Here is a 23,717-nt window from a genome sequence, read left to right as displayed (position 1 = left end):
CGGAAGCGATCTCCGACAGAGGGCGTCGAGGCGGCTCAGCGGCTCACTCGGGCAGGGCCGCCGGGCTGCGCTCGGGCAGCCGGCGCCACTTCTCGTGCACGACGACCTCGCGCAGCCGCCAGCCCTCCCGCGTGCGCAGCAGCCCGAAGTCGTACCGGCCGCCGCACACCAGGTCCGGCGCGCCGGAGCCGCCGTCGCCGGCGAAGCGCATCGGGTTGACGTAGTCGGCGCGCACCCGGGCGGTGTCTCCGGTGTCGTGCTCCAGGATCCCGAACCGCAGCCGCCGGTTGACGATCAGATGCTGCCGCATCGCGAACAGGTCCAGGCTCTCGGCGAGCCATCCGGCCACCCGGCCGGCCTCGCCCTCGATGCCGCCGGCGGAACGGTAGTCGGCCCGCCCGTCCGGCGTGAACAACCCTCGGTACGCCGCCCAGTCACCGTCGTCCACCGCCACCGCGTACTCGGTGACCAACTCGTCCACGGCCAGCCGGTCCATCACGGTAGCGAGCTCCACACGCTGCGTCATCGGCACAGTGTTGGGCACCGGAGGCGAGGTGCCAAGAGGCGCGCCGAATATTCGGTGGTGCGGGGGAGGGTGGGCGACCGAACCTGTCCTCGTGAACGATCAGTCAGTCGAACAAGTAGTTGAACCCGAGCCGAAGTTCCGGATCCGGGCCCGCCACACGGATTCCACGGTCACCGTCTACCAGGCGTACCGCCCGGAGATCGGCGGCCCCGCGGCCCGCACCGGCCGCTTTCCGGCCTCCTGGAAGCGGGACCGGATGACCTGGATCAAACCGTCCTTCCTGTGGATGATGTACCGCTGCGGTTGGGGCACCAAGGAGGGCCAGGAGACGGTCCTCGCCGTCGAGATCGCCCGCGACGGCTTCGAGTGGGCTCTGCGGCACTCCTGCCTGTCGCACTACGTCTCCGGCCTGCACGAGAACCAGGCCGCCTGGAAAAGGGAGTTGAGGCAGTCGCCGGCCCGCGTCCAGTGGGGCCCGGAGCGGGACCTGCATCTCAACCCGCTGCCGCACCGCTCGCTGCAGCTCGGGCTCGCGGGCGAGGCGGCCGCCCGGTACGCCGACGAGTGGATCGTCGGTATCGAGGACGTGACACCGCTGGCGACGGAGATCCACGCGCTGGTACGGGCCGGCGACCTCGACCGGGCGGCGCAGCTGCTGCCGGAGGAGCGGCCGTATGCCGTGGCCGACGAGGTGCTCGCGCATCTGCGCGGGTAGCGTCGCCGGTCCGACACCGACACCGGCTCCGGACTCCGGTCTCAGGCCGCCTCGATGATCTTTCCGCGGATGGCCTCCGCCCACTCGACCACCAACAGCTCGTACTCCGCGCGCTCCTGGGCCGACAGGGTGCCGCCCGCACGCAGCCACAGCGCCCGGATCTGCTCGTTCACCTCGGCAGCAGACCGCACGGAACCAGGGTGTAGGGAATCGGGGGACATGCGGACAAGCGTAGGGGCAAGCACTGACACTGCGCTACCGCCCGGCTACTCAGAACGTATGGGGTTGGTCACCGGCGACCGCGTCCGCGTTCTCGGTCGCGCCAGCCCAGAAGGCATATGCCCCGCAGGTCGCCGCGCGCAAGAGGCCGCGGGTGGCGGTGAACTACCGGTCCGGATACGCCTGTTCGTCCCCCGGGCGGCCACTGAATCCGCAGGCCATGGCTACTTCGGCGGAGTGCGCGGGCAGGTTGGACAGGACTCGTTCGGGTCCGCCCCGTCCAGCGCACGGGAGATGTCCGAAACGGTGGCGGGAGGCGAGGAGTCGGGGTGGGTCGCCGACGCCGTCAGCTCGCGGATTCCGCCGCGTGGGGGCTCAGGGCGCCCGCCGTCACCAGCGCGATGATGACGATGCCGAGGGCGATGCGGTACCAGACGAACGGCATGAAGCTCTTGTTGGAGATCCACTTCATGAACCAGGCGATCACCGCGTATCCCGACCCGAACGCGATCAACGTCGCGAACAGGGTCGGGCCCCAGTCGACATCGCCGCTGCCCACCGAGTCCTTCACCTCGAACAGTCCGGACGCCAGCACCGCCGGGATGGCCAGCAGGAAGGAGTAACGGGCCGCCGCCTCGCGCTTGTAGCCCATGAACAGGCCGCCGCTGATGGTCGCTCCGGAGCGGGAGACGCCGGGGATGAGGGCGCACGCCTGACAGAGACCGAAGATCAGGCCGTCCTTGACGCCGAGGTTCTCCAGCGTCTTGCGCTGCTTGGGCGCGCGGTGCCGCCCCCCGGTCTCGTCACGGGCCGCCAGGCGGTCGGCGATGCCGATCACCACGCCGACGACGATGAGCATCGTCGCGGTGATCCGCAGATCACGGAACGGCCCCTCGATCTGGTCCTTGAGCGTCACACCGAGCACGCCGATCGGGATCGAGCCGACGATCACCAGCCAGCCCATCTGGGCGTCGTGGTTCTGCCGCATCGCCTTGTCGGACAGCGACCGGAACCAGGCCGAGACGATCCGACCGATGTCCTTGCGGAAGTAGATCAGTACCGCCGCCTCCGTACCGATCTGGGTGATCGCGGTGAAGGCCGCTCCCGGGTCCTTCCAGCCCGAGAAGGCCGCGGTCAGCCGCAGATGCGCACTGGAGGAGACGGGCAGGAACTCGGTCAGCCCCTGGACGAGTCCGAGGACGAGCGATTCAAACCAAGACATGAAGTACGACGTCCAAGTGCTGATGGGATGCGTGGTGATCATGTGACTGGAGCAGCGTATCGGGCTCCCGGGGCCGCATGGGAACAGGGGTTCGCCGTCGGCCCGCGGTGAGAGGCGGGACACGAAGATGCGCAGGAAGTACCGGGTGTTGACCGGCCCCGGCGCCTCCGCTTACGTTGCAGCGCAGGAGAAAGCGCTTGCTGCACCCGCCGCACCGCGCCCGCCGCCGTCCCCGGAGGAGTGCTGAAACCGCCCATGCCTCGCTCGACATCCCCCTTCGCCGGCCGGCGCATCCGGGCCGCCGTCATCGGCACCGGTGCCATCGGGCGCGGATCGCATCTGCCCGCGCTCGGCCGACTCGCCGACGAGGGCGAGACGGAGGTCGTGGCCGCCGTCGACATCGACAAGGACGCCGTGGAGGCGTTCTGCGCCGAGGCCGGCATCCCGCACGCCTACACCGACCTCGACCTGATGCTCGCGGAACAGCGGCCCGACCTGGTCACCATCGGCACCCCGCCCACGCTGCACCGCGCACAGACGGTGGCTGCGCTGCGCGCCGGGGCCTGGGTGTGGTGCGAGAAGCCCCCGGTGCCCTCGCTCGCCGACTTCGACGCGATCGAGGCGGAGGAGGGCACCGACGGCGGGCCGTACGCGTCGATCGTCTTCCAGCACCGCTTCGGCTCCGGATCCCGGCATGTACGGCAGCTGCTCGCCGAGCAGGCGATGGGGCGCCCGCTGGTGGCGCACTGCCAGACCACCTGGTACCGGGACACCGCCTACTACGCCGTGCCCTGGCGGGGGCGCTGGCACACCGAGGGCGGCGGCCCGGCCATGGGGCACGGCATCCATCAGATGGATCTGCTGCTGGACCTGCTCGGGCCGTGGAGCGAGGTGCGGGCCATGGCCGGCCGGCTGGTGCACGACGTGGAGACCGAGGACGTCTCCACCGCGCTCGTCCGCTTCGAGAACGGCGCGCTGGCGACCGTCGTCAACAGCGTGCTCAGCCCCGACGAGGTCAGCCGCATCCGCATCGACTGCGCACGCGCCACCGTCGAACTGACCCACCTCTACGGGCACGCCAACGACAACTGGCGCATCACCCCGGCTCCCGACGTGCCGTCCGAACAGGCCACCGCCTGGCGGGACTTCGGGCCCGACGTGCCCAGTTCGCACCTCGCCCAGCTGCGGGAGCTGGTCGCGAGCATGCGCGCGGGCGAGCGGCCGCGCAGCAGCGGGGCGGACGGGCGCACCAGCCTGGAGCTGATCACCGCCCTGTACAAGTCGGCGTTCACCGACACGACCGTACGACGGGGCGAGATCGGGCCCGGCGACCCGTACTACACGGCCCTGCACGGCGACGCGCCCGGCTGGGCGCCCGAGGCGGCCGAGGAGGTTCCGGCATGAGCGGCGGACTGCGCCTCGTCCACGCCCACGGCGACCGGATCACGGTGACCGAACCGCTCACCGGCGTCGAGCTGTTCGCCTACGTCTACCGCCCGGAGGCGGCCTGGGAAGCGCCGAAGCCGTACCTCCACCCGGTGCGGACCCTGGCGGGCGACGTCGTCACGGACTACCGGCCCAACGACCACCGCTGGCACAAGGGCCTGTCCCTGACGGCCTCACACCTGTCCGGGGCGAACCTGTGGGGCGGCAACACGTACGTCCATGGACGGGGCTATCTCGAACTCCCGGAGCGGGTCGGCTCGATGACGCACGTCGGCTTCGACGAGGTCGCCGCCGACGAGGACCGGGCCGTCATCGCCGAGCGGCTGACCTGGCACCCGCACAGCGGCGAGCTGTGGGCCGAGGAGGTCCGCCGCATCGAGGTGCACGATATCGACCCGGCTTGCGGCTCCTGGGCGCTGACCTGGTCGTCCGCGGTGACCAACCGCCGCGACGAGCTGCTCCGCTTCGGCAGTCCGACCACCGCCGGGCGCGCGATGGCCGGCTACACGGGCCTGTTCTGGCGCGGCCCGCGCGGCTTCCGTGACGGCCGGATCATCGGCCCCGGCGGGGAGGGCCCGGAGCTGATGGGCACGCAGGGCCCCTGGCTGGCCCTGTCCGGCGAGCACGACGGCGCCGACGGCCACGCCACCGTCGTCTTCGCTCACGCTCCGGAGAACGATCACTCCGGCGCCGGGGGCGCCCACCCCGCCCACTGGTTCGTCCGCAACGACCCCTTCGCGGGCGTCGCCCCGTCCTGGGCCTTCCACGAGGAGCTGGAGCTGGCCCCCTGCGACACCCTCACCCGCCGCTACCGCGTCGTCGTCGCCGACGGCGCCTGGGAGCGGGAGGAGATCGCCAAGTATCTGGAGGCACATCCGTGGTGAACGTGTACGGCGGGCTGCCCGGCGGAGTCGCCGTCTCGCGCCTGTGCGTCTACGACTGGCCCGCCGCCGACGGCCTGCACGGCGGGACACCCCATCTGCACCTGGCCTGTTCGGAGGGGTACATGGTCACGGGCGGGACCGGTGCCGTGCAGACGCTGACGGTGTCCGGTTACGAGGTCACACGCCTGGAGGCGGGCACGGTCGCCTGGTTCACCCCGGGCACCGTCCACCGGCTGGTCAACGAGGGCGACCTGCGCATCACCGTCCTGATGCAGAACAGCGGCCTGCCGGAGGCCGGCGACGCGGTGCTCACCCTGCCCCCGGAGTACCTGACCGACCCGGACACGTACGCCGCCGCGACCACGATCCCGGCCGACACGCCGGAGAAGGAACGGGAGCGGCTCGCCCGCGCCCGCCGCGACCTCGCCCTGGAGGGCTACCGCACCCTGCGCGAGGCCACCGGCCCCGAGCCCCTGGCCGCCTTCCACCGAGCCGCCACCGCCCTCGTGCGGCCCCGGCTGGCGGAGTGGCGCGAGCGGTGGCGGCAGGGGGCGCGAGCGGCCGCCGAGACCACCGGCGACCACCTGACCCGCCTCGAACGCGGTGACGTCTCCCACCTCGCCGCTGCCACCGTGCGGTCCGAACAGCCGTCAGAACTGGGGAAGTTCGGGATGTGCGGGCGGCTGGACGTGTACCGGTCGGAGGCGTTGTCGTAGGGGCAGGACACAATGCGTCGCATGACGCGCCTCACGATCGACTGGTCGCAGCTCACGCACGCCTACGGGCCGGCCGACGACATACCCGGACTCTTCGCCCGGCTCGACGGCGGGCCGGGCGACGAGCAGGTCTGGCGCGCGCTCTGGTCGGCTCTGTGTCACCAGGGCAGCGTGTACAGCGCGAGTTTCGCCGCGTTGCCGCTGCTCACGGACATCGCCACGGGCCGCGCGGCCGGCGACCGGGACGAGGCGGTGGCGCTGGCCGGCTTCGTCGTGGCCGAGGCGGAGCCGGCGGAGCGACCCCGGTACGAGGACCAGATCGCCGAGTTGCTTCCGGTGGCCCGCGCCTGTCTGGCGGAGATCCCGACGGGTGATCCGACGAAGTTCGTGTACCACACGCAGTTCCTGCTCGCGTTCGAGGGCGTGCCGTTCTGGTCGCGGGAACTGGAGATGCTGCTGGAGGAGTTCGAGGCCGAGTGCCCGCACTGCGAGGCCCTCACCGTCGTTCAGGTGGGCGAGTACGTCGACCACTGTGAGGCCGAACTGCACCCCGCGCACCCCGCAAACCTGACGGGCACCGGCGCCCGTCTGCACGCGATGGCCGTCGATGCCGGGCAGGAAGCGGTGGCCGACTGGCTGGCCCGGCTCTTCGGCCGGGTGACGTGCCCGGAGTGCGAGACGGTGTTCGGCCTGGCGGAGAGCGTCGCCGGCGCCGAGGCGGGCGACTAGGTTCTGTGTCACGGCCCGGTAGATCTGCGACCGGTCGATGAGTCGCTCTACGCCGTTGCCGCGGGCACCGTCGCCGTACTAGGCGGCCGTCGGGCCGGCGACCGTCCAGCCCGGGGCCTGTGGGCGGGCCGTCAGGTCGTCGTGGTGGACGGGCTCGCCGCAGGCCCGGCAGGTGACCTGGGGGACCAGTTCGCTGCCGCAGCTGTGCTCGATGACCATGGGGAGGTCGGCTCCCTTGCGCAGGTGGCGGTCGCCCCACTCCTTGAGGGTCATCAGGACCGGCTCCAGCTCCAGGCCTGCCGGTGTGGGCCGGTACTCGAAGCGCTGTGGGCGTTCGCTGTAGGCGCGCTTGGTGAGGATCCCCGCGTCCACGAGCCGGCGCAGCCGGGTGGCCAGGATGTCGCGCGGGGCGCCGATGTTGCGCACCAGCTGGTCGAAGCGGCCGTTGCCGAGGCACACCTCCCGCAGGACGAGCAGGGAGTACTTCTCGCCGACCAGGGCGAGGGCGTCGGCGATGGAACAGGGGCGCGGGTCTTTCGTGGCGGCCATGGTGGCCAGTCTAGAGGAGGGTTTGATTTTCCAACCTGGCGAGCTATCGTGAGTTTGGATTTCCTACTCACTGGTAGCTCCCTTCGGGTAGCCAGGCGGCCAAGGAGGCCCGCACCATGCGAGACGCAGTCATCGTCGAAGCCGTACGCACCCCCATCGGCAAGGGCAAGCCGAACGGCTCCCTCGCCCACGTCCACCCCGTGCAGCTCCTCGCCCACACCCTGCGCACCCTGGTCGAACGCTCCGGCGTCGACCCGACGCTGATCGACGACGTCATCGGCGGCACCGTCGACCAGGTCGGCGAGCAGGCCATGAACACCACCCGGTACGCCGTCCTCGCGGCCGGATTCCCCGAGACGGTCCCGGCGACCACCGTGGACCGCCAGTGCGGCTCCTCCCAGCAGGCCGTGCACTTCGCCGCGCAGGGCGTCATCTCGGGCGCCTACGACCTCGTCGTCGCCTGCGGCGTGGAGTCGATGAGCCGGGTGCCGATGTGGTCCAACGTGCCGGCCGGCAAGGACCCCTTCGGTCCGGGCATCGCCGAGCGCTACCCGGAGGGCCTCGTCCCGCAGGGCATCAGCGCCGAACTCATCGCCGCCAAGTGGTCCCTCACGCGCGCGCGGATGGACGAGTTCGCGGTCTCCTCGCACCACAAGGCCGCCGCCGCGTGGGAGGCCGGGCTGTTCGACGCCGAGGTCGCGCCGCTGGAGGGCGTCACCCGCGACGAGTGCGTACGGCCCGGCAGCACCCCGGAGATCCTCGGCGGCCTCAAGCCCGCCTACCACGACCCCGGCTTCGCCGAGCGCTTCCCGCAGATCGAGTGGAACGTCACCGCGGGCAACGCGAGCCCCGTCAACGACGGCGCCTCCGCCGTCCTGATCACCTCCAGCGAGACCGCGGCCCGCCTCGGCCTGCGCCCGCTCGCCCGTCTGCACAGCTTCGCCGTCACCGGCTCCGACCCGCTGCTGATGCTCACCGGCGTCATCCCGGCGACGGAGAAGGTGCTGCGCCGGGCCTCGCTGAGTCTGGCCGACATCGACCTGTTCGAGATCAACGAGGCCTTCTCCAGCGTGGTCCTCTCCTGGCAGCAGGAGACCGGCGCCGACCTCGCCAAGGTCAACGTGCACGGCGGCGCCATCGCCCTCGGCCACCCCCTGGGTGCCAGCGGCACCCGCCTGACCACCACCCTGGTCCACGCCATGCGCGAACGCGGGGCGCGCTACGCCCTGCAGACCATGTGCGAGGCGGGCGGGCTCGCCAACGCGATGATCCTGGAAGGCGTCTGAAGGATCACTGGCTGATCAACGGCTGATCACTGGCCGCGCAGGTGGTGGCGCTTGCGCCAGGCCACCACCGTGCCCGCGAGCGCCGGTACGGCGATGCAGGCCATCGCGATCAGGAAGGCGGGCGAGGTCGGCGCCGAGGCACGGGCGCCGGCGACCGCGTAGGCGGCCGTGTTCGGGATCGAACCGAGCGCTGTGGCCAGCAGGAACGGCAGCCAGCCCATCCGGGAGACGGCGGCGCAGTAGTTCGCCGCCCAGAACGGCACACCCGGGAAGAGCCGCGCCGCCAGCATCGAACGGAACCCGTGCCGGCTGAGCTGCCCGTCGGCCGCCCTCAGCCAGCGGCCGCGCAGCAACGGCCGCAGCGCGTCCTGCCCCAGCATCCGGCCGAGCCCGAAGGCCACCCCGGCGCCGAGCACCGTGCCGGCCAGCGCCGTCGTCAGCCCGAGCTGGGAGCCGAACAGCGCACCCGCCCCCAGATTCAACAGGGGGCGCGGCACGAACGCCACCGTGCACAGCCCGTACGCCACCGCGAACACGACGGCCGCCGCGGCCCCACCGAGCTGCGGCGGCCAGCCGTGCGTCAGCAGCCGCTGCGGCTCGAAGGCGAGCACGCAGGACGCGGCGCCCGCGAGCAGGGCGAGCAGCAGGGACAGCCGTGCGTACGGCGACAGCACCACGCGCGTGCAGCGGGCGGCGAACCCCGTGCGCGGCAGGCGCGGGACGGGAACGGCCGCGGGGACGGCCGGCTCCATGGCGGCGGCCCGGGGAGAGGCCGTGGCGGTGCCAGAGCGGTTGGCATCGAGCATCCGGTGACACTAACCGACGCATGCGTGTGATCGCCGTATGGTCCCTCTCATCACCGTCCCGGAGCGCAGGGTGTGCCGGGCTGTCCCATGTCGGCCCGTCCCGGCTATCCCATGTCGGCGAAATCGCGCATGGGGGCCGTTCCTGACCGGACCACCCAGATGCCGCTGTGCGCGGGGGATTCTTCCGAGCGTGCCTTGAGATCTTCGACGTCCACCACGGGCGGCCACCGAGTTCCCGTTTCGGACCACCGCACTCCGTCGAGGTCCACGCCGTCCAACGGAACGGCCCGGAGATCAGAGGTGGTGAAGTCGTTGACGAATGTGTGCACGGATGTGCCGTCGAGCGCGGGTGGCTCGCGGTGGAGCACCATTCCGACGGCTCGGGCGACCTCGGTGACCCGGATGGTGACGATGAGGGAGCCGAGCAGCCCACCGGTTGAGCCGGCGAGTTCGAGAACGCGGACGACGTCGTCGGCGCGGTCGAGGGCACGGCGGAGGATGAGAGCCAGGGAGGGGGTGAAGTTGGCGTACCTGCCGGCGCGTTTCAGGACCATCACCAGGGCGCGGGCACGGTCGAGGTCGCGCGCGCGGGCGGAGGTGGCGTTGCCCCCTCCTCTTTCGAGGTCCAGCGAGAGAGCGCGGTTCAAGGAGCGGGCGCGCTCGAAAACGCGTTCAAGTTCGAGGTCGGGTACGCGAACACGGGCGCTGTAGCTTTCGAGAACGCTGTTCTGCGCGAGTTCGAGGTCGCGACCGAGCGCGTGCGTGATCTCGAGAGCGATGCTGCGCACCTGGCCAGGAACAGACCCGTGATCGTGAGCGATGACAGCGTCGCTTCTGAGCGCTCGATAGGCCTCGGCGACATGAGGATTCATGCGCAGGGCCCAGCGGTCGGATGTGGTGACGGACCACCGCGTTTCCTCGGTCGCCCTGCGGGCCGGGCCTGTTGCGGGTGTGCTCGGCCGCGGGGGCGGGGGCATGGGGGGAAGGACGGACTTCAGTCCCGCCTCCACGGCCAGGACGGTGCCGAGGTCGTCCACCGCCGCGCTGTACCGGGATTGCAGCAGCACCTCGTGCAGGCCGGCTTCGACGTCGAGGATGTCGTCCAGGCCCTCGATGAGGTGGTGCTGGTACTCGTCGAGGCGGCGAACTGCGGTTTCCTGAAGGGAATCGGACTCAGGACGGTCGGTCACAGTTCCTCCTCCCGCTTCTTGAGATGCTCCGCGGCAGCGCGCCGCGCCTTCTTCAGGTTGCTTCGCACCGCCTCGGAGCTGATGTGGAGCTGTTCGGCGATGTCATCGGGCGTGTAACCGTCGAGAGTCCAGGCCAGGACCTGGCGTTGCCGAGGCGGCAGCCGGCGTAGCACCGGCAGCAGGGCGTAGCGGCTCTCCCATTCTCTGAGCGCGTCCGGGCGGGGCAGCAGCGATGTCGGTTCGGGGACCGACTCGACCGGGTCCTCTTTGAGCGAGGCGATCCTGCGGGCGAGTTCGCGCGAGGCCACGGTGTGTACCCAGGCCCTCGGCTCGTGAAGGTCGGCCCAGCGCTGATACGCCTTGATCATGCTGTCCTGGGCGATGTCGGCAGCGGCGGGAACGGTGGCGCCCTGATTGATCAGAAAGCCCACGAGCTGGCGGACGACGCTCCGATAGAACGTCGAGAACTGCTCGTCCTTCAGCAGGCGTGCGGCGTGGCCCAGCTCCTCGAATCCGCTGTGCTGAGCGGCGGATGCGGCCGTCGGCATGTCCAGACCGTCCAGTGGATCCTGGTCGCTCATTCTGCGGGGTCCCCCTCGTGCGCCGAAGCATGGACGATCTTCAGACGGAGCCGGTGTCCGTTTCCGATCCGGTCATCCAACTCCAGCCGAGCGCCGGGGATCACCGCTTTGGTGATATCGAGGACACACTGCCTTCGAAGCCGCTCACCACGGGTGCGCCAGCGTAAGCGCAGCCACAGGGCCAGCAGGGCGCACACCTTGGCCGTGACGAACGAGGCGAGAGCGATGATCGTGGCCGAGTCCATGTCTGTTCCTTCTCGGTGCCCTGGCGCGGTCGCCTGCCGGGGGCAGGCCTGTCGTCAAGTAAGAGCACCGAGCGGGCAAGATCGTGAACTCCCGGATGAACCGGTCTCATGAGAGACGGGCCGCTGTTCAGCGAGAGACCAGAGCCGCGAGTACGGTCGGCAGCTGGGGTGGCTCGAGGCGGTCCGGGAGCGAGGTCAGATCCGGCCAGGGGATCCAGGCGTGGGTGTCGAGGTTGATCTGTTCGTCTGGGAGGAGGCCGGTCCGTACCAGCGGCGGTTGTTCCTCGGCGAAACGGGCCAGGAAGAACTGCTCCGAGCCGGTGTAGCGCTTGCCGTTCCACCGCACGTCTCGTTCGACGGATACGGACCGGTCGGTGACCGCGGCCGGGTCCAGGCCGGTCTCCTCGGCCAGTTCGCGCCGTGCCGCCTCCAGTGGTGTCTCACCGGGCTCTATGCCGCCACCAGGCGGTTCCCACAGCCATGTTCCGTCGAACGGGTCGCGCCAGCGCAGCAGGAGTACGCGGTGGGCGGCGTCCAGGCAGATGACCCGCGCTGCGGGCCGGTGTGCTGTCTCCACCGGCTCAATCTAGCCATGCGACCCAGTGTTGATCGAGGTCCTTACGTCGACAGCTGATCACCCAAGGGGCTGCGCAGGTACAGGACGTGGTGGCCGTGCCGGGCGCGGGTGACCAGTCCGGCGCGGTGGCAGGACGCCGAGGTGCTGGTTCACCGTGCCGCGGCTGACACCCAGCCGGTGGGCCAGTCCGGTCGTGCTCGCGGGTTCCGCGAGGAGCGCGAGGATGCGGGCGCGGGTGCGGCCGAGCAGGTCGGCCAGAGCTGTCGGCGTAGCCGGTGCGCCGGTGTGCCAGACCGTGGCGGGGCCCCGGGCCGGATACCAGATCCGGGGCGGCAGTTCGAGGTCCACGACGGTGACCGCGTGGTCGCAGAACAGGGAGGGCGTGAACGTCACGCCGCGTCCGTCGGCGGCGAGGTCGCGGTGCTCGGCGGGGAAGGCGTCGAGGCCCAGCGCGCCGGTACCGGACTGCCGGCTCAGGCCCGGGTCGATGTCCGCGAACAGCTCGGCCGCTCCACCCTCGGCGAGGCGGCGTGCCCGGTGCAGGACGTCGGCGCGCAGTACGGCGTGCATGCGCGGCCAGTGCGGTGCGATCACCAGGAGCCAGTAGGTCTGGAGGGCGTCGGCTGTTCGCTTCAGCAGGGCGAGGGGGTCTGTGACGGCCTCTTGGAGCAGCGGGTGCAGTGGACGGCCGTCGGCGGCCTGGAGCACTTCGCGCGTCACGCGCTCGGCCGGTGTCGAGCGCAGGGCGGCGAACTCGTCGTCGATGTCGGTGCCGGGCATCGGCGGATGAGGGGTCAGGAAGTCGGGGATCAGCCGGCTCGGGCCGACCAGTGCCTGCAGCAGGGGCCAGTCGAGGTGCCGTAGCAGCGGGGCGGACCGACGCAGCAGCGGCTGGTGCACGGCGTAGCGGACGGGGCTGCGCCAGGCCCGCAGGCTCTGGACCGTCTCCTGCAGAGGGGAACACACGAACCGGACCGCGGCGAGATCGTCCAGGTCTCCTGGTGGGATGCGGCCATGACTGCTTCTGCTGCCGGGGCGAGCCCGGCGTCGGCGACGTACGACCGCATCGGCATCGGTTACCGGCAGGTCCGGCGCCCCGATCCGCGCCTGGCCGCGCTGATCCAGGACGCCCTGGCCGGGGCGCGCACGGTCGTCAACGTCGGGGCGGGCTCCGGTTCCTACGAGCCGGCGGACGCGGACGTCACCGCGGTGGACCCCTCACAGGTCATGCTCGACCAGCACCCCGGCCACCGGAAGGTTCTGGCCGGCGCGGAGGAACTCCCCTTCGAGGACGGCGCGTTCGACGCCGCGATGGCGGTGATGACGGTGCATCACTGGCCGGACCCGCACCGCGGTCTTCGTGAACTGCGGCGCGTCTCCCGTCGGCAGGTCGTCTTCACCTGGGACCCGCAGCATCTGCCCGAACTGTGGCTGATCGAGGAGTACCTCCCCGAGATCCGGCAGCTCGAGCATGCTCGCTTCACGCCCCTGTCCGATGTGGTGGAAGCTCTCGGTGCGCACACCGTCCTTCCCTTCGCCGTCCCGCACGACTTCACCGACGGCTTCCAGATCGCGTACTGGCGGCGCCCGGAGTTCTACCTCGACCCGCTCATCCGGCAGGCGAGTTCCACGTTCGCCCAACTTCCCCCGTCCGTGGTCGAGCCGGCGATCGCGCGCGACTGCGAGAGGACCTGGCCACGGGAGCCTGGCAGCGCCGCCACGCGGACCTGCTCGGCCGGGAGTCCATGGACTACGGCTACCGCCTGATCGTCGCGCAGCAGAACGGCCTCTGACCGTGTGATCGCCGTATCGTTCGTCCCATGACCGTCACAGGCGCGGCCCCGCCGGACGTGCCGCCCAGCGCCCTCGCCGACGCCGTGCTGGAGCGGCTGACCGCCACGTACACCGCCGCGGCCGATCCGGGCAGGGCCGCGCCGATGCGGGCGTACATGAAGGACGTGGCGCCCTTCCTCGGGATCCCGACCCCGGACCGGCGCGCCCTGTCCCGCTCCGTCCTGGCCGGCAGACCCCGGCCGGACGAGGCCGACTGCACCGCGATCGCCCTGCGCTGCTGGCTGCTGCCCGAGCGCGAGTACCACTACTTCGCCGTGGACTACCTGCGCCGCCACGCGGCCCGCTGTTCCTCCGCGTTCCTGCCCGTCGCCCGGCACCTCATCACCACCGCCTCCTGGTGGGACACCGTCGACCTGCTCGCCGCGCACGTCGTCGGCGCCCTGGTCGCGGCCGACCCCGGGCTCACGGCCGACATGGACGCCTGGATCACCGACGACAACCTCTGGGTGGCGCGTACGGCCCTGCTGCATCAGCTCCGCTACAAGGAACGCACCGACACCGACCGGCTGTTCGCCTACTGCCTGCTCCAGTCCGGCCACCCCGACTTCTTCGTCCGCAAGGCCATCGGCTGGTGCCTGCGCGAGTACGCCAAGACCGATCCCGAGGCCGTACGCGGTTTCCTGGCGCACGAGCGGAGCCGCTTCGCGCCGCTGACCGTGCGCGAGGCCCTGAAGAACATCGGCTCCTGAGGGTCCTCGCCCGGCCCTCGGCCGGCCCTCAGCCGGTCCTCGGCCCGGTGCCACAACTCGCTTACCGCGAAAAACCATTCGACGCCGGACAAACCGTCGGCGATGATCGTCGACATGTTCCGGTACGCCTTCCTCCTCGCAGCATCCGCCGTCGCGGATGCGCCGAAGGCTGCCGTCCCGATCCTCGTGGCCGCTGTCGACGGCGCCCGAAGCTGACCCTCTCCGGATTGTCCGGCGGACCCCGCAGGGGGAGGGTCGGCCACTCCTCGGGGTCCCCGCTCTTCCGCACGCCTGAGAGGCTTCGAGGTACAGCCATGTCCAAAACGGCATACGTGCGCACCAAGCCGCACCTGAACATCGGCACGATGGGCCACGTCGACCACGGCAAGACCACCCTGACCGCCGCCATCACCAAGGTCCTGGCCGAGCGCGGCACCGGCAGCACCACCCAATACGTTTCGTTCGACCGCATCGACCGGGCCCCGGAGGAGGCCGCCCGCGGCATCACCATCAACATCGCGCACGTCGAGTACGAGACCGACACCCGGCACTACGCCCATGTCGACATGCCGGGCCACGCCGACTACGTCAAGAACATGGTCACCGGCGCCGCACAGCTCGACGGGGCGATCCTCGTCGTCTCCGCGCTCGACGGGATCATGCCGCAGACCGCGGAGCACGTGCTGCTCGCCCGGCAGGTGGGCGTCGACCACATCGTCGTCGCCCTCAACAAGGCCGACGCGGGCGACGAGGAGCTGACCGACCTGGTCGAGCTGGAGGTCCGCGACCTGCTCACCGCGCAGGGTTACCCGGGGGACGCCGTGCCCGTCGTACGGGTCTCCGGGCTGAAGGCGCTGGAGGGCGACCCGCGCTGGACGGCGTCGATCGAGGCGCTGCTCGACGCGGTCGACACCTATGTGCCGACGCCCGAGCGGTATCTGGACGCGCCGTTCCTGCTGCCGGTGGAGAACGTGCTCACCATCACCGGGCGGGGCACGGTCGTCACGGGCGCCGTGGAGCGGGGGAGGCTCCGCCTGGGGGACCGGGTCTCGGTGCTCGGCGCCGGCGTGGAGAGCGTCGTCACCGGGCTGGAGACCTTCGGCAAGCCGATGGAGGAGGCGCAGGCCGGGGACAACGTGGCCGTGCTGTTGCGCGGTGTGCCGCGGGACGCCGTGCGGCGGGGGCACGTGGTGGCTGCGCCGGGGAGTGTGGCGCCGAGCCGGCGCTTCACCGCGCGGGTCTACGTGTTGTCCGGGCGTGAGGGCGGTCGTACGACGCCGGTGTCCACGGGGTATCGGCCGCAGTTCTACATCCGTACGGCGGATGTCGTGGGGGACGTCGACCTGGGGGAGGTGGCGGTCGCGCGGCCCGGGGAGACGGTTGAGATGACTGTTGAGCTGGGGCGGGAGGTGCCGGTCGAGCCTGGGCTCGGGTTCGCCATCCGGGAGGGTGGCAGGACCGTCGGGGCCGGGACGGTCATCTCCGTGGGTCCGTAGGGGCTGAGGTGCTGGGGGACTGCGGGGCCGTTGTGGCTGGTCGCGCCCACGCGGCGGAGCCGCATATCGATGCAGCCGCACGTCCCTGGGTGGGTCCGCGCGCCCGGTGCTCTCCAGGGCCGGAGACAATGGTTTCGTGAGTGAAGCCATACCTGTGACCCGGGCCGTCGATCACGGCACCGCCAAGCTGATGCCCGATGTCGATCGGGAGCGGGCCTGGCTGCTCACCGTCGACGGGGCGCCGCAGTCGTACGTCGATCTGGACGAGCCGACGTATCTGGAGTTCGAGTACGCGCGGCGGCTCGGGTACGTGCTGGACACCGTGGCCGAGGAGGGGCTCGCGCTGGACGTGGTGCACCTGGGCGGGGGAGCGCTCACGCTTCCCCGGTACCTCGCCGCCACCCGGCCCGGCTCCCGGCAGGACGTGGTCGAGGCCGACCGGGGGCTGCTGGAACTGGTCGTCGAGCATCTGCCGCTTCCGGAGGGCTCGGGTGTCGCGCTGCACAGCGCCGACGCCCGGGCCTGGGTCGAGGCCGCCCCGGACAACTCGGCCGACGTGCTGATCGCCGACGTGTTCGGCGGCTCACGAGTCCCGGCACACCTCACCTCGCTCGCCTACGCCCGCGAGGCCGAGCGCGTGCTGCGGCCCGACGGGGTCTATCTGGCCAACCTCGCCGACGCGGCGCCGTTCGGGTTCCTCCGTTCCCAACTGGCCAATTTCGCGGCCGTGTTCGAGGAGCTGGCGCTGATCGCCGAGCCGGGCGTGCTGCGCGGCCGGCGGTTCGGCAACGCGGTTCTCGTCGCCTCGCACCGGCCCGTCGACACGGCTGCCGTGGCCCGTCTCACCGCCGCCGACGTCTTCCCGGCCCGTGTCGAACACGGTCCGGCGCTGCGGGACTTGATCGGTGGCGCGCAGCCGGTCGGCGACAGCGACGCCGTACCCTCACCCGAGCCCCCCGACGGGGCTTTCGGTATCGGCTGAGGGGAGCGAAGCGGTTGTCGGCCGTTCCGTGCCGCGGGTCAGTGTGCGGACGTCCCGGACCAGCAGGACCAGGGCGGTGACCAGGACGACCAGGCCCGCGCAGCCCCACAGGGCGGCCGTGCGGCCGACGGCGGACTCGGTGGGACCGGCCAGGGCCGTGGCGAGGGGGATGAGCGAGACCGAGCCGAACCAGTCGTAGGCCGAGACCCGGGAGAGCTTGTCCTCGGGGATCTCCTGGTGCAGCGCGGTCATCCAGGAGACGCCGAACACCTCCACCGTCGTACCCGCGACGAACATGACCACGTAGAGGACGCCCACCGGCACCGGCACGGCGAGGGCGGCCGAGGGGAGGGCCAGTGGGAAGACGCACAGGGTGCCGGCGAGGAGCAGGCGGCGGGGTCTCCAGCGGGTCATCAGCAGGGCGCCGGCCACCGTGCCCGCGCCGAACGCGCCCAGCGCCAGGCCCCAGGGGCCCGCCCCGCCCAGGCTGTCGCGGGCGACGAGCGGGCCGTACACCGCGTCGGCCGCGCCGACCACCGCGTTGGCGATCGAGAACTGGACGACGATGCCCCACAGCCAGGGGCGGCTGGTGAACTCCTGCCAGCCCTCCCGGAGATCGGCCAGCATGCCCTCTCCGGGCGCGCGCGGCGGGATGTGGCTGACGTCGAGGAAGGAGCGCAGGGCTCCGGCGACGGCGAAGGCCGCCGCGTCGAACGCGAGGACCCAGCCGGGGCCGACCGCCGCGACCAGCGCGCCGCCGAGCGCGGCGCCGCCGAGGGCCGCTCCCTGGGTGGCCATGCGGAAGAGGGCGAACGCCCGGCCCGCCTGCTCACCCTTCACGGAGGACATCAGCATGCCCTCGGCCGCCGGGCCGAAGAACGCCTGCCCGGTACCGCCGAGCGCGGTGAGCAGCATCATCTGCCACAGCCGGGGCTCGCCGGTCAGCACGAGCAGCGCGAAGGCCCCTTGGGAGAGGAAGTTGAGGGCGTTCGCGGCGACCATCACCCGGTGCCGGGGCAGCCGGTCCGCGACCGCGCCGCCGATGAGGAGGAACACCACCAGCGGCAGGGTGCGGGAGGCGGCCACCAGTCCCACGTCGCCGCCGTCGCCGCCCGAGTCCAGCACGGCGAACGCGGCGGCGATGAGCGAGCCGTTGGCGCCGAGGCCGGTCACGACCGCCGCGGCGGTCAGCAACGAGTAGTTGCGGCCCGCCCAGGCGGGTCTGGGCGGGTGGCGGGGGACGACTGGCTTCACCGGGTGACTATCGCTCGCGTGACTCGCGGTTTCAAACCGGTTTCCGGCGGCGTCGGCGATCCGGCCAACTCGCCGTGCATGGCGCGTCTTTGACTCTGGCGGAGGAGCTTTTTAAGATGATCAAGTCATGTCCATGACTATTTGTCATGGCGATGGCCTAATTGCTTCGAAAGAGAAGAAAGGACCTTCATGCGCAAGCATGCTGCAGCCCTGATCGCCACGGCTGCGCTCATCGGTGCCGCCGTGCCCGCCGTTGTCGCGGCGCCCGCCTCGGCCTCGACGATCAGCTGTCGGCCAGCCGCCCACCGCTACGTCGTGACCAAGGACGAGGCCGCCATCCACAAGACGCCGAGCGGCCGTGGCAAGGTGATCGGCCACGCGGCCAAGGGCCACCACGTGATATCCCACTACGAGTGCACCAACAGCAGCACCTGGGAGTGCATCAAGGACTGCCAGGTCTCCGACGACGGCACGCCGACGCTGTACGGCCACTGGATCTACCGCGGCTACCTGGGCGAGGGCTGAGGCTCCACGGTGTTCCGGCCCGCCGCGCCGCGGTGGCCGGAACACCGTGCGGGCTCAGTCGGACGTCGGGGTTCCGTGCAGCCGGATCGTGCTGAGGATCTTCAGGACGGTCGCCTTGGGGATCTCGCCCTTCGTACCCGTGGCCCCGTAGAAGTTGAACGACACATAGTCGTCGGCGGCGTTCTTGAAGCCGAACGTGAGCGCCTTGCCGTCGGTCACGCACTTGCCCTTGCGGGGCGTGTGAGTCGACTGGGCCCACGCGTAGCTGCCCTTCACACCCGAAGCGGACGTGAAGGGGGTGGGCTTCTTGTCCCACGAGATGCTCTTCTTGTCCGGCATCGTGTAGCCGCCGTAGACCCACCAGGGCGGTGTGTTGATCGCGATCTCGTCCGCGTTCTTCGCACCGCTGGCGCCCTTGGAGCCCACGACCGCCAGCGGGGTGTCCTCGGTGCGGCCGTCCTTGTCGTCGTCGGACGTGCACCACTTGGACTGGTACTCGGCGAGGCCCGACATGGTGATGCCCTTGTCCTTCTCGGACTTCGGGAAGTCGAAGCCGACCGCGAGACCGGTGGCCTGGACCTCCCAGTCCGACGGCACGTCGAAGGCGACACCCCACTTGGGGTTCACCACGACCTTCCAGCCGGCGATCGTCGGCTTCTCGGTCTCGTTGCCGCGCGGGTCGTCGTCCGTCGACGGGGACGCGCTCGACCCGGAGGGCGACGACGTGGCCGGGCTGCTCGGCTTGTCGGCCACGTCCTTCTTGTCCTTGTCGCCCAGGACCAGGAACGCGGTCACGCCGGCGGTCACCACCACGGCCGCGGCCGCCACGATCGCGACGACCTTCGTCCGGTTCCCGCCGCCAACACCGCCACCGCCGCCCGGTGAGGGCTGCGGGACACCAGCGGGTGCCGGAGCCCCCCACTGCGGCTGCTGTGCATAGGGGCTGGGCTGTTGGTAGTCGGGCTGCTGGTACGGATTCGGTTGCTGGTAACCCGGCTGCTGATACGGGTTGTTCTGCGGGTTCTGCTCGCCCCCGGGCGGCTGCTGCTGTCCTGGCCACATGGGGGCCCACCCTAGCGGCGCCAGGGACACGATTCGGTCACTACCCCTCGCCAGGGCTGTAGCGAAGCGGAATCCTCTCTGGCCAGCGGCTGCTACTCGTGAGTAACATGGCGGCATGAGCGCAGACCAGATGTCGATCGGCGACATGCTCGCCGCCACCGTGCCGATGGCCCGGACCCTGAACCTGGAGTTCCTGGAGACCTCTCCGGAGCAGGCCGTGGTGTCCCTGCCGGACCAGGGTGACTACCACAATCACGTGGGCGGGCCGCACGCCGGCGCGATGTTCACGCTCGGGGAGTCGGCCAGCGGTGCCATCGTGCTGGCCGCGTTCGGGGACCAGCTCTCGCGCGCCGTGCCGCTCGCCGTGAAGGCCGAGATCGCCTACAAGAAGCTGGCGATGGGCGCCGTCACCGCGACCGCGAAGCTGGGCCGCCCGGCCGCCGAGGTCGTGGCCGAACTGGACGCGGGGCAGCGCCCGGAGTTCCCCGTGACGATCGAGATCCGGCGCGCGGACGGAGCCGTCACGGGCGAGATGCAGGTCGTGTGGACGCTGCGTCCCAACAACTGAGGCTGAGGTAGGAGTTGAGGCAGGGGTCCGACCGGGTCCCTGCCTTCCTCCATGCCGTTTCAGGCCGCCCGGCGCCGCTCCCGGCCGCCCGTCTCGTCGTCCTCCAGTCCCGCCACGAACTCCCTGAGCCAGCCCCTGAATTCGGGGCCCAGGTCCGGGCGGGCGCAGGCCAGGCGGACCACCGTGCGCAGATAGTCCGCCTTGTCGCCGGTGTCGTAGCGCAGGCCGTCGAAGACGACCCCGTGCACCGTGCCGCCCGCGGCCAGGTCCTGGAGGGCGTCCGTCAGCTGGATCTCGCCGCCGCGGCCCGGCGGAGTGCATTCCAGGGCGTCGAAGACGGCGGGGTCGAGGACATAGCGGCCGATGACCGCATAGCGGCTCGGCGCCTTCTCGGGTGACGGCTTCTCGATGAGGCCGGTGACGCGTACGACACCCTCCTCGCCGGTGGGTTCCACCGCCGCGCAGCCGTAGAGGTGGATCTGCGCCGGGTCGACCTTCATCAGTGCCACCACGGTGCCCGCGTACCGGTCGCGGACGTCCAGCATGCGGCTGAGCAGGGTTTCGCGCGGGTCGATCAGGTCGTCGCCGAGCAGGACGGCGAAGGGCTGGTTCCCGACGTGGTGGCGGGCGCACAGCACGGCGTGGCCGAGGCCGAGCGGGTCGCCCTGACGGATGTGGTGGATGTCGGCCAGCCGCGCGGGATCGCGTACGGCGTCCAGGCGCACGGTGTCGCCCTTGGCCGCGAGGGCCTGCTCCAGCTCGAAGGCGCTGTCGAAGTGGTCCTCGATGGCGCGCTTGTGCCGGCCGGTGACCATCAGGATGTCGTTGAGGCCGGCCGCCGCGGCCTCCTCGACGACGTACTGGATGGCCGGCTTGTCGACGACGGGGAGCATCTCCTTCGGCGTCGCCTTGGTCGCGGGCAGGAACCGGGTGCCGAGCCCGGCGGCCGGGACGACCGCCTTGCGCACCGGGCGGGGAGGGGCGGGGGTCGCTGTGGAGTGGGGGGCGATCATGCGGCCATGCTGGGGCACGCGGATGAGAGCGCGCCGAGAGGAACGTGGGAACCGGCTGTGGGTGTCCGCCGACACGGCGGGCGGGAAGTTGGAGATTCCGTGTGTCATCCGGCTTTCCGCGCACACAAGTTGACCGTCATGCAACCGCCCCTCCCGGGGAAGTGCGGATACCATCGGTAACTGTTGTGTATTTCCCTGACTTTGAAACCGAGTCATTCGAACTTCTTGTTTCCTGCGAGGCGCGTGTGCGAAGGTGAACCCTCCTGCGAGAGGGGCAAAGGTCGCAACCGAACGGCAAGGCCAGGCCCCTTAGGTATGCACCAATCAGGCACTGCTTTCCGACGGGGCGCCATTTCGGATGCCGCCCTGCGGCTGGAAAGGAAATGGTGTTCCGTGCAGTCCCCCTACCCCCCACGCCCGCCGTTCCCGCCCCGCCCCGGTTCGCTGCCGGGGGAGTCCGACCGCGATCTCGTCGCCCAGCTGGCCGGCCCCGGTGCCGGCCGTCATCACGCCGTCGCCCTGCTGCTGGCCCGGCACTGGCGGGCCACCCGCGACTACGCGATCGTCTGCCTGGCCGCCGCCGGGCCCACGGCACAACTGGTGGCCACCGCCGCCTATCAGCAGGTACTCGGCCGGCTCACGAGCGGGGCGGTCGGCGGCGCCCTGCGCCCGCAGTTGCTGACTGCCGTCCGCGAGACCGTCCGCACCTGGGCCGCCGACGAGGGCGCCTGCGTGGTCATGCCGGAATTGCGCAAAACCACCGGCGGCCGTGGTCTACGCGCGACAATGCCCGGCACGCCCGAGAGGCGACAACTCGCCGAACGCGCATTCCAGGCCCTGCCCGCCGCCTCCCAATGCCTTCTGTGGCATGCCGAGGTCGAGGCGGAGCCCATAAACATACCCGCTGGTCTGTCGGGGGTGGACACGGCCACCGCCGCGACCGCCCTGGAGCAGGCCCGCGAGCAATTCCGGGCGGGCTGCGTACGCGCCCACCGGGAACTCGCACCCTCCAGGGAATGCCGCTTCTACAACCGCCTCCTGGACGTCCCCATTCGGCGCGGAGGCTCCCTGCTCCCGGATGTGCAGGCGCATCTGGCGGTCTGCCGCCACTGCCGGCACGCCGCCGAACAGCTCAGCCATTTCGAGGGCGGCCTGGAAGTCCTGCTCGCCGAGACCGTGCTCGGCTGGGGCGCCCGCCGCTATCTCGACTCCCGGCCCGGCCGCGGCGCATTGGCGGAGGAGCCGCCGGTCCCCCACGCGGTGGACTCGACGGCGGGCGGCCGGCACCGCACGTTGCCCGAGGGCGGACATCGCACGCTGCCCGAGGGCAGGCGTCGTACGGCCCTGGTGGTGGGCGTCGGGCTCACCTCGCTCGCGCTGCTGGCCACGGTGCTCGTGGCCAAGGGCTGGTCCGATGACAACGGTGTCCCGGGGCCCGAGGCCACCTGGGGTGCTCCGGTGGGCAGTTCCGCCCGTCCCGGCGCCGACAGTGAGCGGTCCTCCGCGGTCTCCCCGTCCGCCGCCTCGGTCGGCGATCCCGTCGAGGTCGCCCACGGCAGGCTGCGCAGCATCGCCTCCGGGCTCTGTCTTGCCGCGAGAGGGGGAAATGCCGAGGCGGGGGCGGGTGCCGTGCTGGCGGAGTGTTCGTCCGCCGGATCGCAGCAGTGGTCGTACCAGGACGACGGACTGCTGCGCAGCTCCGCCGATCCCACCCTGTGCCTGGCCGCCGATCCGGGGACGCGGGGCGTCGTGATGGCCGGCTGTGTCGTGCACGCCGGAGAGGTGTCGTACGACCTCACGGTCCGGGGTGAACTGCTGCTCCGCCGGCCCGAGGGCCTCGCCCTCGCCCCGGACTCCGGGGACTCCCCGACGCGGGTGGTGGTCGCGGCCCGCGACGGCTCGAAGGGGCAGCGGTGGGTCCTGGAGGCAGGGGTGGGGGCGGGTGCGCCATCGCGACGGGGCGCTTCGCCCGACGCGCCGCCGGACCACGGGCGGACCGAACCCTCGAAGGGGACCGTCGAACAGCCGCCCGGGCGGCCGGACGAGGACGCCCCGGATGAGAAGCGCGAGCAGGGGCAGGGGCAGGGGCAGGGGCGGGAGCACCAGCCGACAGGGCCGGAGTACGAGACCCGGATCGCCCAGGCCGGCGCCCACGAGGGTCCCGGCGCGGCGGAATCCGCCCCTCCCGCGGACCCGGTGCGCGAGGTCGTCCCGCCGATCGCGGGCACCCTCGTCTCCGCGCCGACGGTGGTCGGCTCGTTGCTCGGCTGACATCGGAGGGCCACCCCGGACACGTGGTGGCCCTCGCCCGCCGTCCTCCGGCCAACTCGCCGCCCGGCTCGGGTGCGTACAGGGATCGAGCCACCGGGCCGAAGGCATGCGGAATTTACAGATACCGGTCCCGTGTCCTGCCATGTTGCCCCCGGTGAGTCCGCGGTGAATATGCCCGGCGCTTTGGCGGGCTTGTGGGGGTGTGCCGAGAGGGCCGGGGCGGACGTGCGGTCGTGGGGCGGAAGAGGATTGCACGGATTTCCAGCGCTTGCGGGGGAATTCGGCGAGCTGGCCGAATCGATGCCACCGCCC

The 23,717-nt window shown here is 71.3% G+C and carries 26 protein-coding genes; 13 read left to right on the top strand and 13 right to left on the bottom strand.

Annotated features, from left to right (window positions below; genetic code table 11):
- Positions 1–43: 43 nt before the first annotated feature.
- Positions 44–526, bottom strand: a complete 483-nt coding sequence (locus tag ACWC5O_RS33640; protein WP_450583305.1) for a nuclear transport factor 2 family protein — start codon at positions 524–526, stop codon at positions 44–46.
- Positions 527–617: 91 nt separating this feature from the next.
- Between ACWC5O_RS33640 and ACWC5O_RS33635 the strand changes: the two genes are divergently transcribed.
- Positions 618–1,241 carry a DUF4291 domain-containing protein gene (locus ACWC5O_RS33635; RefSeq protein ID WP_450583307.1) on the top strand — a complete coding sequence of 208 codons (624 nt, stop codon included), beginning with the start codon at positions 618–620 and terminating at the stop codon, positions 1,239–1,241.
- A 41-nt stretch (positions 1,242–1,282) separates the two neighbouring features.
- Here ACWC5O_RS33635 and ACWC5O_RS33630 read toward each other — a convergent pair whose 3' ends face one another.
- Complete coding sequence (locus ACWC5O_RS33630) at positions 1,283–1,462, bottom strand: hypothetical protein (RefSeq protein WP_450583309.1); 180 nt, start codon at positions 1,460–1,462, stop codon at positions 1,283–1,285.
- A gap of 344 nt (positions 1,463–1,806) precedes the next feature.
- Positions 1,807–2,682 (bottom strand): undecaprenyl-diphosphate phosphatase, encoded by an 876-nt coding sequence (locus ACWC5O_RS33625; protein WP_450583311.1) that lies wholly within the window; start codon positions 2,680–2,682, stop codon positions 1,807–1,809.
- A gap of 255 nt (positions 2,683–2,937) precedes the next feature.
- Between ACWC5O_RS33625 and ACWC5O_RS33620 the strand changes: the two genes are divergently transcribed.
- Genes ACWC5O_RS33620 through ACWC5O_RS33605 form a run of 4 tightly spaced genes read left to right on the top strand, consistent with a single transcriptional unit; the run spans position 2,938 to position 6,457 of the window.
- Positions 2,938–4,086 carry a Gfo/Idh/MocA family protein gene (locus ACWC5O_RS33620; RefSeq protein ID WP_450583313.1) on the top strand — a complete coding sequence of 383 codons (1,149 nt, stop codon included), beginning with the start codon at positions 2,938–2,940 and terminating at the stop codon, positions 4,084–4,086.
- On the top strand, positions 4,083–5,012 hold the full coding sequence (locus tag ACWC5O_RS33615; protein WP_450583315.1) for a DUF6807 domain-containing protein: 930 nt from the start codon (positions 4,083–4,085) through the stop codon (positions 5,010–5,012). The genes ACWC5O_RS33620 and ACWC5O_RS33615 overlap by 4 nt, the downstream gene beginning before the upstream one ends.
- Positions 5,006–5,728, top strand: a complete 723-nt coding sequence (locus tag ACWC5O_RS33610) for a cupin domain-containing protein (RefSeq protein WP_450583317.1) — start codon at positions 5,006–5,008, stop codon at positions 5,726–5,728. Before ACWC5O_RS33615 ends, ACWC5O_RS33610 begins: the two co-directional genes overlap by 7 nt.
- 21 nt (positions 5,729–5,749) lie before the next feature.
- On the top strand, positions 5,750–6,457 hold the full coding sequence (locus ACWC5O_RS33605) for a hypothetical protein (RefSeq protein WP_450583319.1): 708 nt from the start codon (positions 5,750–5,752) through the stop codon (positions 6,455–6,457).
- A gap of 78 nt (positions 6,458–6,535) precedes the next feature.
- Here ACWC5O_RS33605 and ACWC5O_RS33600 read toward each other — a convergent pair whose 3' ends face one another.
- Positions 6,536–7,006: a winged helix-turn-helix transcriptional regulator gene (locus tag ACWC5O_RS33600; protein ID WP_450583321.1), complete on the bottom strand. Its 471-nt coding sequence runs from the start codon at positions 7,004–7,006 to the stop codon at positions 6,536–6,538.
- 116 nt (positions 7,007–7,122) lie between these two features.
- Here ACWC5O_RS33600 and ACWC5O_RS33595 point away from each other — a divergent pair, with 116 nt between their 5' ends.
- Complete coding sequence (locus ACWC5O_RS33595; RefSeq protein WP_450583323.1) at positions 7,123–8,292, top strand: thiolase family protein; 1,170 nt, start codon at positions 7,123–7,125, stop codon at positions 8,290–8,292.
- A gap of 26 nt (positions 8,293–8,318) precedes the next feature.
- Here the strand turns inward: ACWC5O_RS33595 and ACWC5O_RS33590 are convergent, their stop codons facing one another.
- The 6 genes from ACWC5O_RS33590 to ACWC5O_RS33565 all read right to left on the bottom strand — a co-directional run bounded on the left by ACWC5O_RS33590 (position 8,319) and on the right by ACWC5O_RS33565 (position 12,657).
- Positions 8,319–9,098 (bottom strand): TVP38/TMEM64 family protein, encoded by a 780-nt coding sequence (locus ACWC5O_RS33590; RefSeq protein ID WP_450583325.1) that lies wholly within the window; start codon positions 9,096–9,098, stop codon positions 8,319–8,321.
- A 104-nt stretch (positions 9,099–9,202) separates the two neighbouring features.
- Positions 9,203–10,288, bottom strand: a complete 1,086-nt coding sequence (locus ACWC5O_RS33585) for a hypothetical protein (protein ID WP_450583327.1) — start codon at positions 10,286–10,288, stop codon at positions 9,203–9,205.
- The gene (locus ACWC5O_RS33580) at positions 10,285–10,869 is read right to left on the bottom strand and encodes an RNA polymerase sigma factor (protein ID WP_450583329.1); all 585 of its coding nucleotides are present in this window, start codon (positions 10,867–10,869) and stop codon (positions 10,285–10,287) included. The genes ACWC5O_RS33585 and ACWC5O_RS33580 overlap by 4 nt, the downstream gene beginning before the upstream one ends.
- Positions 10,866–11,114, bottom strand: coding sequence for a hypothetical protein (locus ACWC5O_RS33575; RefSeq protein WP_450583331.1), 249 nt, complete (start codon positions 11,112–11,114; stop codon positions 10,866–10,868). The genes ACWC5O_RS33580 and ACWC5O_RS33575 overlap by 4 nt, the downstream gene beginning before the upstream one ends.
- Before the next feature lie 127 nt (positions 11,115–11,241).
- Positions 11,242–11,691: an NUDIX hydrolase gene (locus tag ACWC5O_RS33570; RefSeq protein ID WP_450583332.1), complete on the bottom strand. Its 450-nt coding sequence runs from the start codon at positions 11,689–11,691 to the stop codon at positions 11,242–11,244.
- A gap of 57 nt (positions 11,692–11,748) precedes the next feature.
- Complete coding sequence (locus ACWC5O_RS33565; RefSeq protein ID WP_450583334.1) at positions 11,749–12,657, bottom strand: DUF5937 family protein; 909 nt, start codon at positions 12,655–12,657, stop codon at positions 11,749–11,751.
- Positions 12,658–12,705: 48 nt separating this feature from the next.
- Here ACWC5O_RS33565 and ACWC5O_RS33560 point away from each other — a divergent pair, with 48 nt between their 5' ends.
- The 4 genes from ACWC5O_RS33560 (at position 12,706) to ACWC5O_RS33545 (ending at position 16,712) form a co-directional block, all read left to right on the top strand.
- A complete protein-coding gene (locus ACWC5O_RS33560) occupies positions 12,706–13,458 on the top strand; it encodes a class I SAM-dependent methyltransferase (RefSeq protein ID WP_450583336.1) in 753 nt (250 codons plus the stop codon).
- Between the two features lie 53 nt (positions 13,459–13,511).
- The gene (locus ACWC5O_RS33555; protein WP_450583338.1) at positions 13,512–14,234 is read left to right on the top strand and encodes a DNA alkylation repair protein; all 723 of its coding nucleotides are present in this window, start codon (positions 13,512–13,514) and stop codon (positions 14,232–14,234) included.
- A 314-nt stretch (positions 14,235–14,548) separates the two neighbouring features.
- The gene (gene tuf, locus ACWC5O_RS33550; protein WP_450583340.1) at positions 14,549–15,730 is read left to right on the top strand and encodes an elongation factor Tu; all 1,182 of its coding nucleotides are present in this window, start codon (positions 14,549–14,551) and stop codon (positions 15,728–15,730) included.
- 136 nt (positions 15,731–15,866) lie between these two features.
- A complete protein-coding gene (locus ACWC5O_RS33545; RefSeq protein ID WP_450583342.1) occupies positions 15,867–16,712 on the top strand; it encodes a spermidine synthase in 846 nt (281 codons plus the stop codon).
- On the opposite strand, the gene ACWC5O_RS33540 is transcribed toward ACWC5O_RS33545, so the two are convergent.
- Positions 16,674–17,966: an MFS transporter gene (locus ACWC5O_RS33540; protein WP_450583344.1), complete on the bottom strand. Its 1,293-nt coding sequence runs from the start codon at positions 17,964–17,966 to the stop codon at positions 16,674–16,676. The genes ACWC5O_RS33545 and ACWC5O_RS33540 overlap by 39 nt on opposite strands.
- 189 nt (positions 17,967–18,155) lie before the next feature.
- Here ACWC5O_RS33540 and ACWC5O_RS33535 point away from each other — a divergent pair, with 189 nt between their 5' ends.
- Positions 18,156–18,491, top strand: a complete 336-nt coding sequence (locus tag ACWC5O_RS33535; protein WP_393482466.1) for a hypothetical protein — start codon at positions 18,156–18,158, stop codon at positions 18,489–18,491.
- A 54-nt stretch (positions 18,492–18,545) separates the two neighbouring features.
- Here ACWC5O_RS33535 and ACWC5O_RS33530 read toward each other — a convergent pair whose 3' ends face one another.
- Positions 18,546–19,553 (bottom strand): hypothetical protein, encoded by a 1,008-nt coding sequence (locus ACWC5O_RS33530; protein ID WP_450583346.1) that lies wholly within the window; start codon positions 19,551–19,553, stop codon positions 18,546–18,548.
- A gap of 115 nt (positions 19,554–19,668) precedes the next feature.
- On the opposite strand from ACWC5O_RS33530, the gene ACWC5O_RS33525 reads away from it, so the two are divergent.
- The gene (locus tag ACWC5O_RS33525; protein WP_450583348.1) at positions 19,669–20,121 is read left to right on the top strand and encodes a DUF4442 domain-containing protein; all 453 of its coding nucleotides are present in this window, start codon (positions 19,669–19,671) and stop codon (positions 20,119–20,121) included.
- A 59-nt stretch (positions 20,122–20,180) separates the two neighbouring features.
- On the opposite strand, the gene galU is transcribed toward ACWC5O_RS33525, so the two are convergent.
- Complete coding sequence (galU, locus tag ACWC5O_RS33520; RefSeq protein ID WP_450583350.1) at positions 20,181–21,134, bottom strand: UTP--glucose-1-phosphate uridylyltransferase GalU; 954 nt, start codon at positions 21,132–21,134, stop codon at positions 20,181–20,183.
- Positions 21,135–21,527: 393 nt separating this feature from the next.
- Here galU and ACWC5O_RS33515 point away from each other — a divergent pair, with 393 nt between their 5' ends.
- Entirely contained in the window at positions 21,528–23,405 is a 1,878-nt protein-coding gene (locus ACWC5O_RS33515) for an RICIN domain-containing protein (RefSeq protein ID WP_450583352.1), read from the top strand.
- Positions 23,406–23,717: the final 312 nt, after the last annotated feature.

The organism is Streptomyces sp. NPDC001450 (assembly GCF_053597295.1).
Note: the sequence above shows the minus strand (reverse complement) of the source record. Positions and strands in the feature narration are given on the sequence as shown.

What these genes read in the sequence shown, in the direction of transcription:
- ACWC5O_RS33640 (WP_450583305.1), bottom strand. Translation starts at nt 526, where the DNA reads ATGACGCAGCGTGTGGAGCTCGCTACCGTGATGGACCGGCTGGCCGTG.
- ACWC5O_RS33630 (WP_450583309.1), bottom strand. Translation starts at nt 1,462, where the DNA reads ATGTCCCCCGATTCCCTACACCCTGGTTCCGTGCGGTCTGCTGCCGAG.
- ACWC5O_RS33625 (WP_450583311.1), bottom strand. Translation starts at nt 2,682, where the DNA reads ATGTCTTGGTTTGAATCGCTCGTCCTCGGACTCGTCCAGGGGCTGACC.
- ACWC5O_RS33620 (WP_450583313.1), top strand. Translation starts at nt 2,938, where the DNA reads ATGCCTCGCTCGACATCCCCCTTCGCCGGCCGGCGCATCCGGGCCGCC.
- ACWC5O_RS33615 (WP_450583315.1), top strand. Translation starts at nt 4,083, where the DNA reads ATGAGCGGCGGACTGCGCCTCGTCCACGCCCACGGCGACCGGATCACG.
- ACWC5O_RS33605 (WP_450583319.1), top strand. Translation starts at nt 5,750, where the DNA reads ATGACGCGCCTCACGATCGACTGGTCGCAGCTCACGCACGCCTACGGG.
- ACWC5O_RS33600 (WP_450583321.1), bottom strand. Translation starts at nt 7,006, where the DNA reads ATGGCCGCCACGAAAGACCCGCGCCCCTGTTCCATCGCCGACGCCCTC.
- ACWC5O_RS33595 (WP_450583323.1), top strand. Translation starts at nt 7,123, where the DNA reads ATGCGAGACGCAGTCATCGTCGAAGCCGTACGCACCCCCATCGGCAAG.
- ACWC5O_RS33590 (WP_450583325.1), bottom strand. Translation starts at nt 9,098, where the DNA reads ATGCTCGATGCCAACCGCTCTGGCACCGCCACGGCCTCTCCCCGGGCC.
- ACWC5O_RS33580 (WP_450583329.1), bottom strand. Translation starts at nt 10,869, where the DNA reads ATGAGCGACCAGGATCCACTGGACGGTCTGGACATGCCGACGGCCGCA.
- ACWC5O_RS33575 (WP_450583331.1), bottom strand. Translation starts at nt 11,114, where the DNA reads ATGGACTCGGCCACGATCATCGCTCTCGCCTCGTTCGTCACGGCCAAG.
- ACWC5O_RS33560 (WP_450583336.1), top strand. Translation starts at nt 12,706, where the DNA reads ATGACTGCTTCTGCTGCCGGGGCGAGCCCGGCGTCGGCGACGTACGAC.
- ACWC5O_RS33555 (WP_450583338.1), top strand. Translation starts at nt 13,512, where the DNA reads ATGACCGTCACAGGCGCGGCCCCGCCGGACGTGCCGCCCAGCGCCCTC.
- tuf (WP_450583340.1), top strand. Translation starts at nt 14,549, where the DNA reads ATGTCCAAAACGGCATACGTGCGCACCAAGCCGCACCTGAACATCGGC.
- ACWC5O_RS33535 (WP_393482466.1), top strand. Translation starts at nt 18,156, where the DNA reads ATGCGCAAGCATGCTGCAGCCCTGATCGCCACGGCTGCGCTCATCGGT.
- ACWC5O_RS33530 (WP_450583346.1), bottom strand. Translation starts at nt 19,553, where the DNA reads ATGTGGCCAGGACAGCAGCAGCCGCCCGGGGGCGAGCAGAACCCGCAG.
- ACWC5O_RS33525 (WP_450583348.1), top strand. Translation starts at nt 19,669, where the DNA reads ATGAGCGCAGACCAGATGTCGATCGGCGACATGCTCGCCGCCACCGTG.
- galU (WP_450583350.1), bottom strand. Translation starts at nt 21,134, where the DNA reads ATGATCGCCCCCCACTCCACAGCGACCCCCGCCCCTCCCCGCCCGGTG.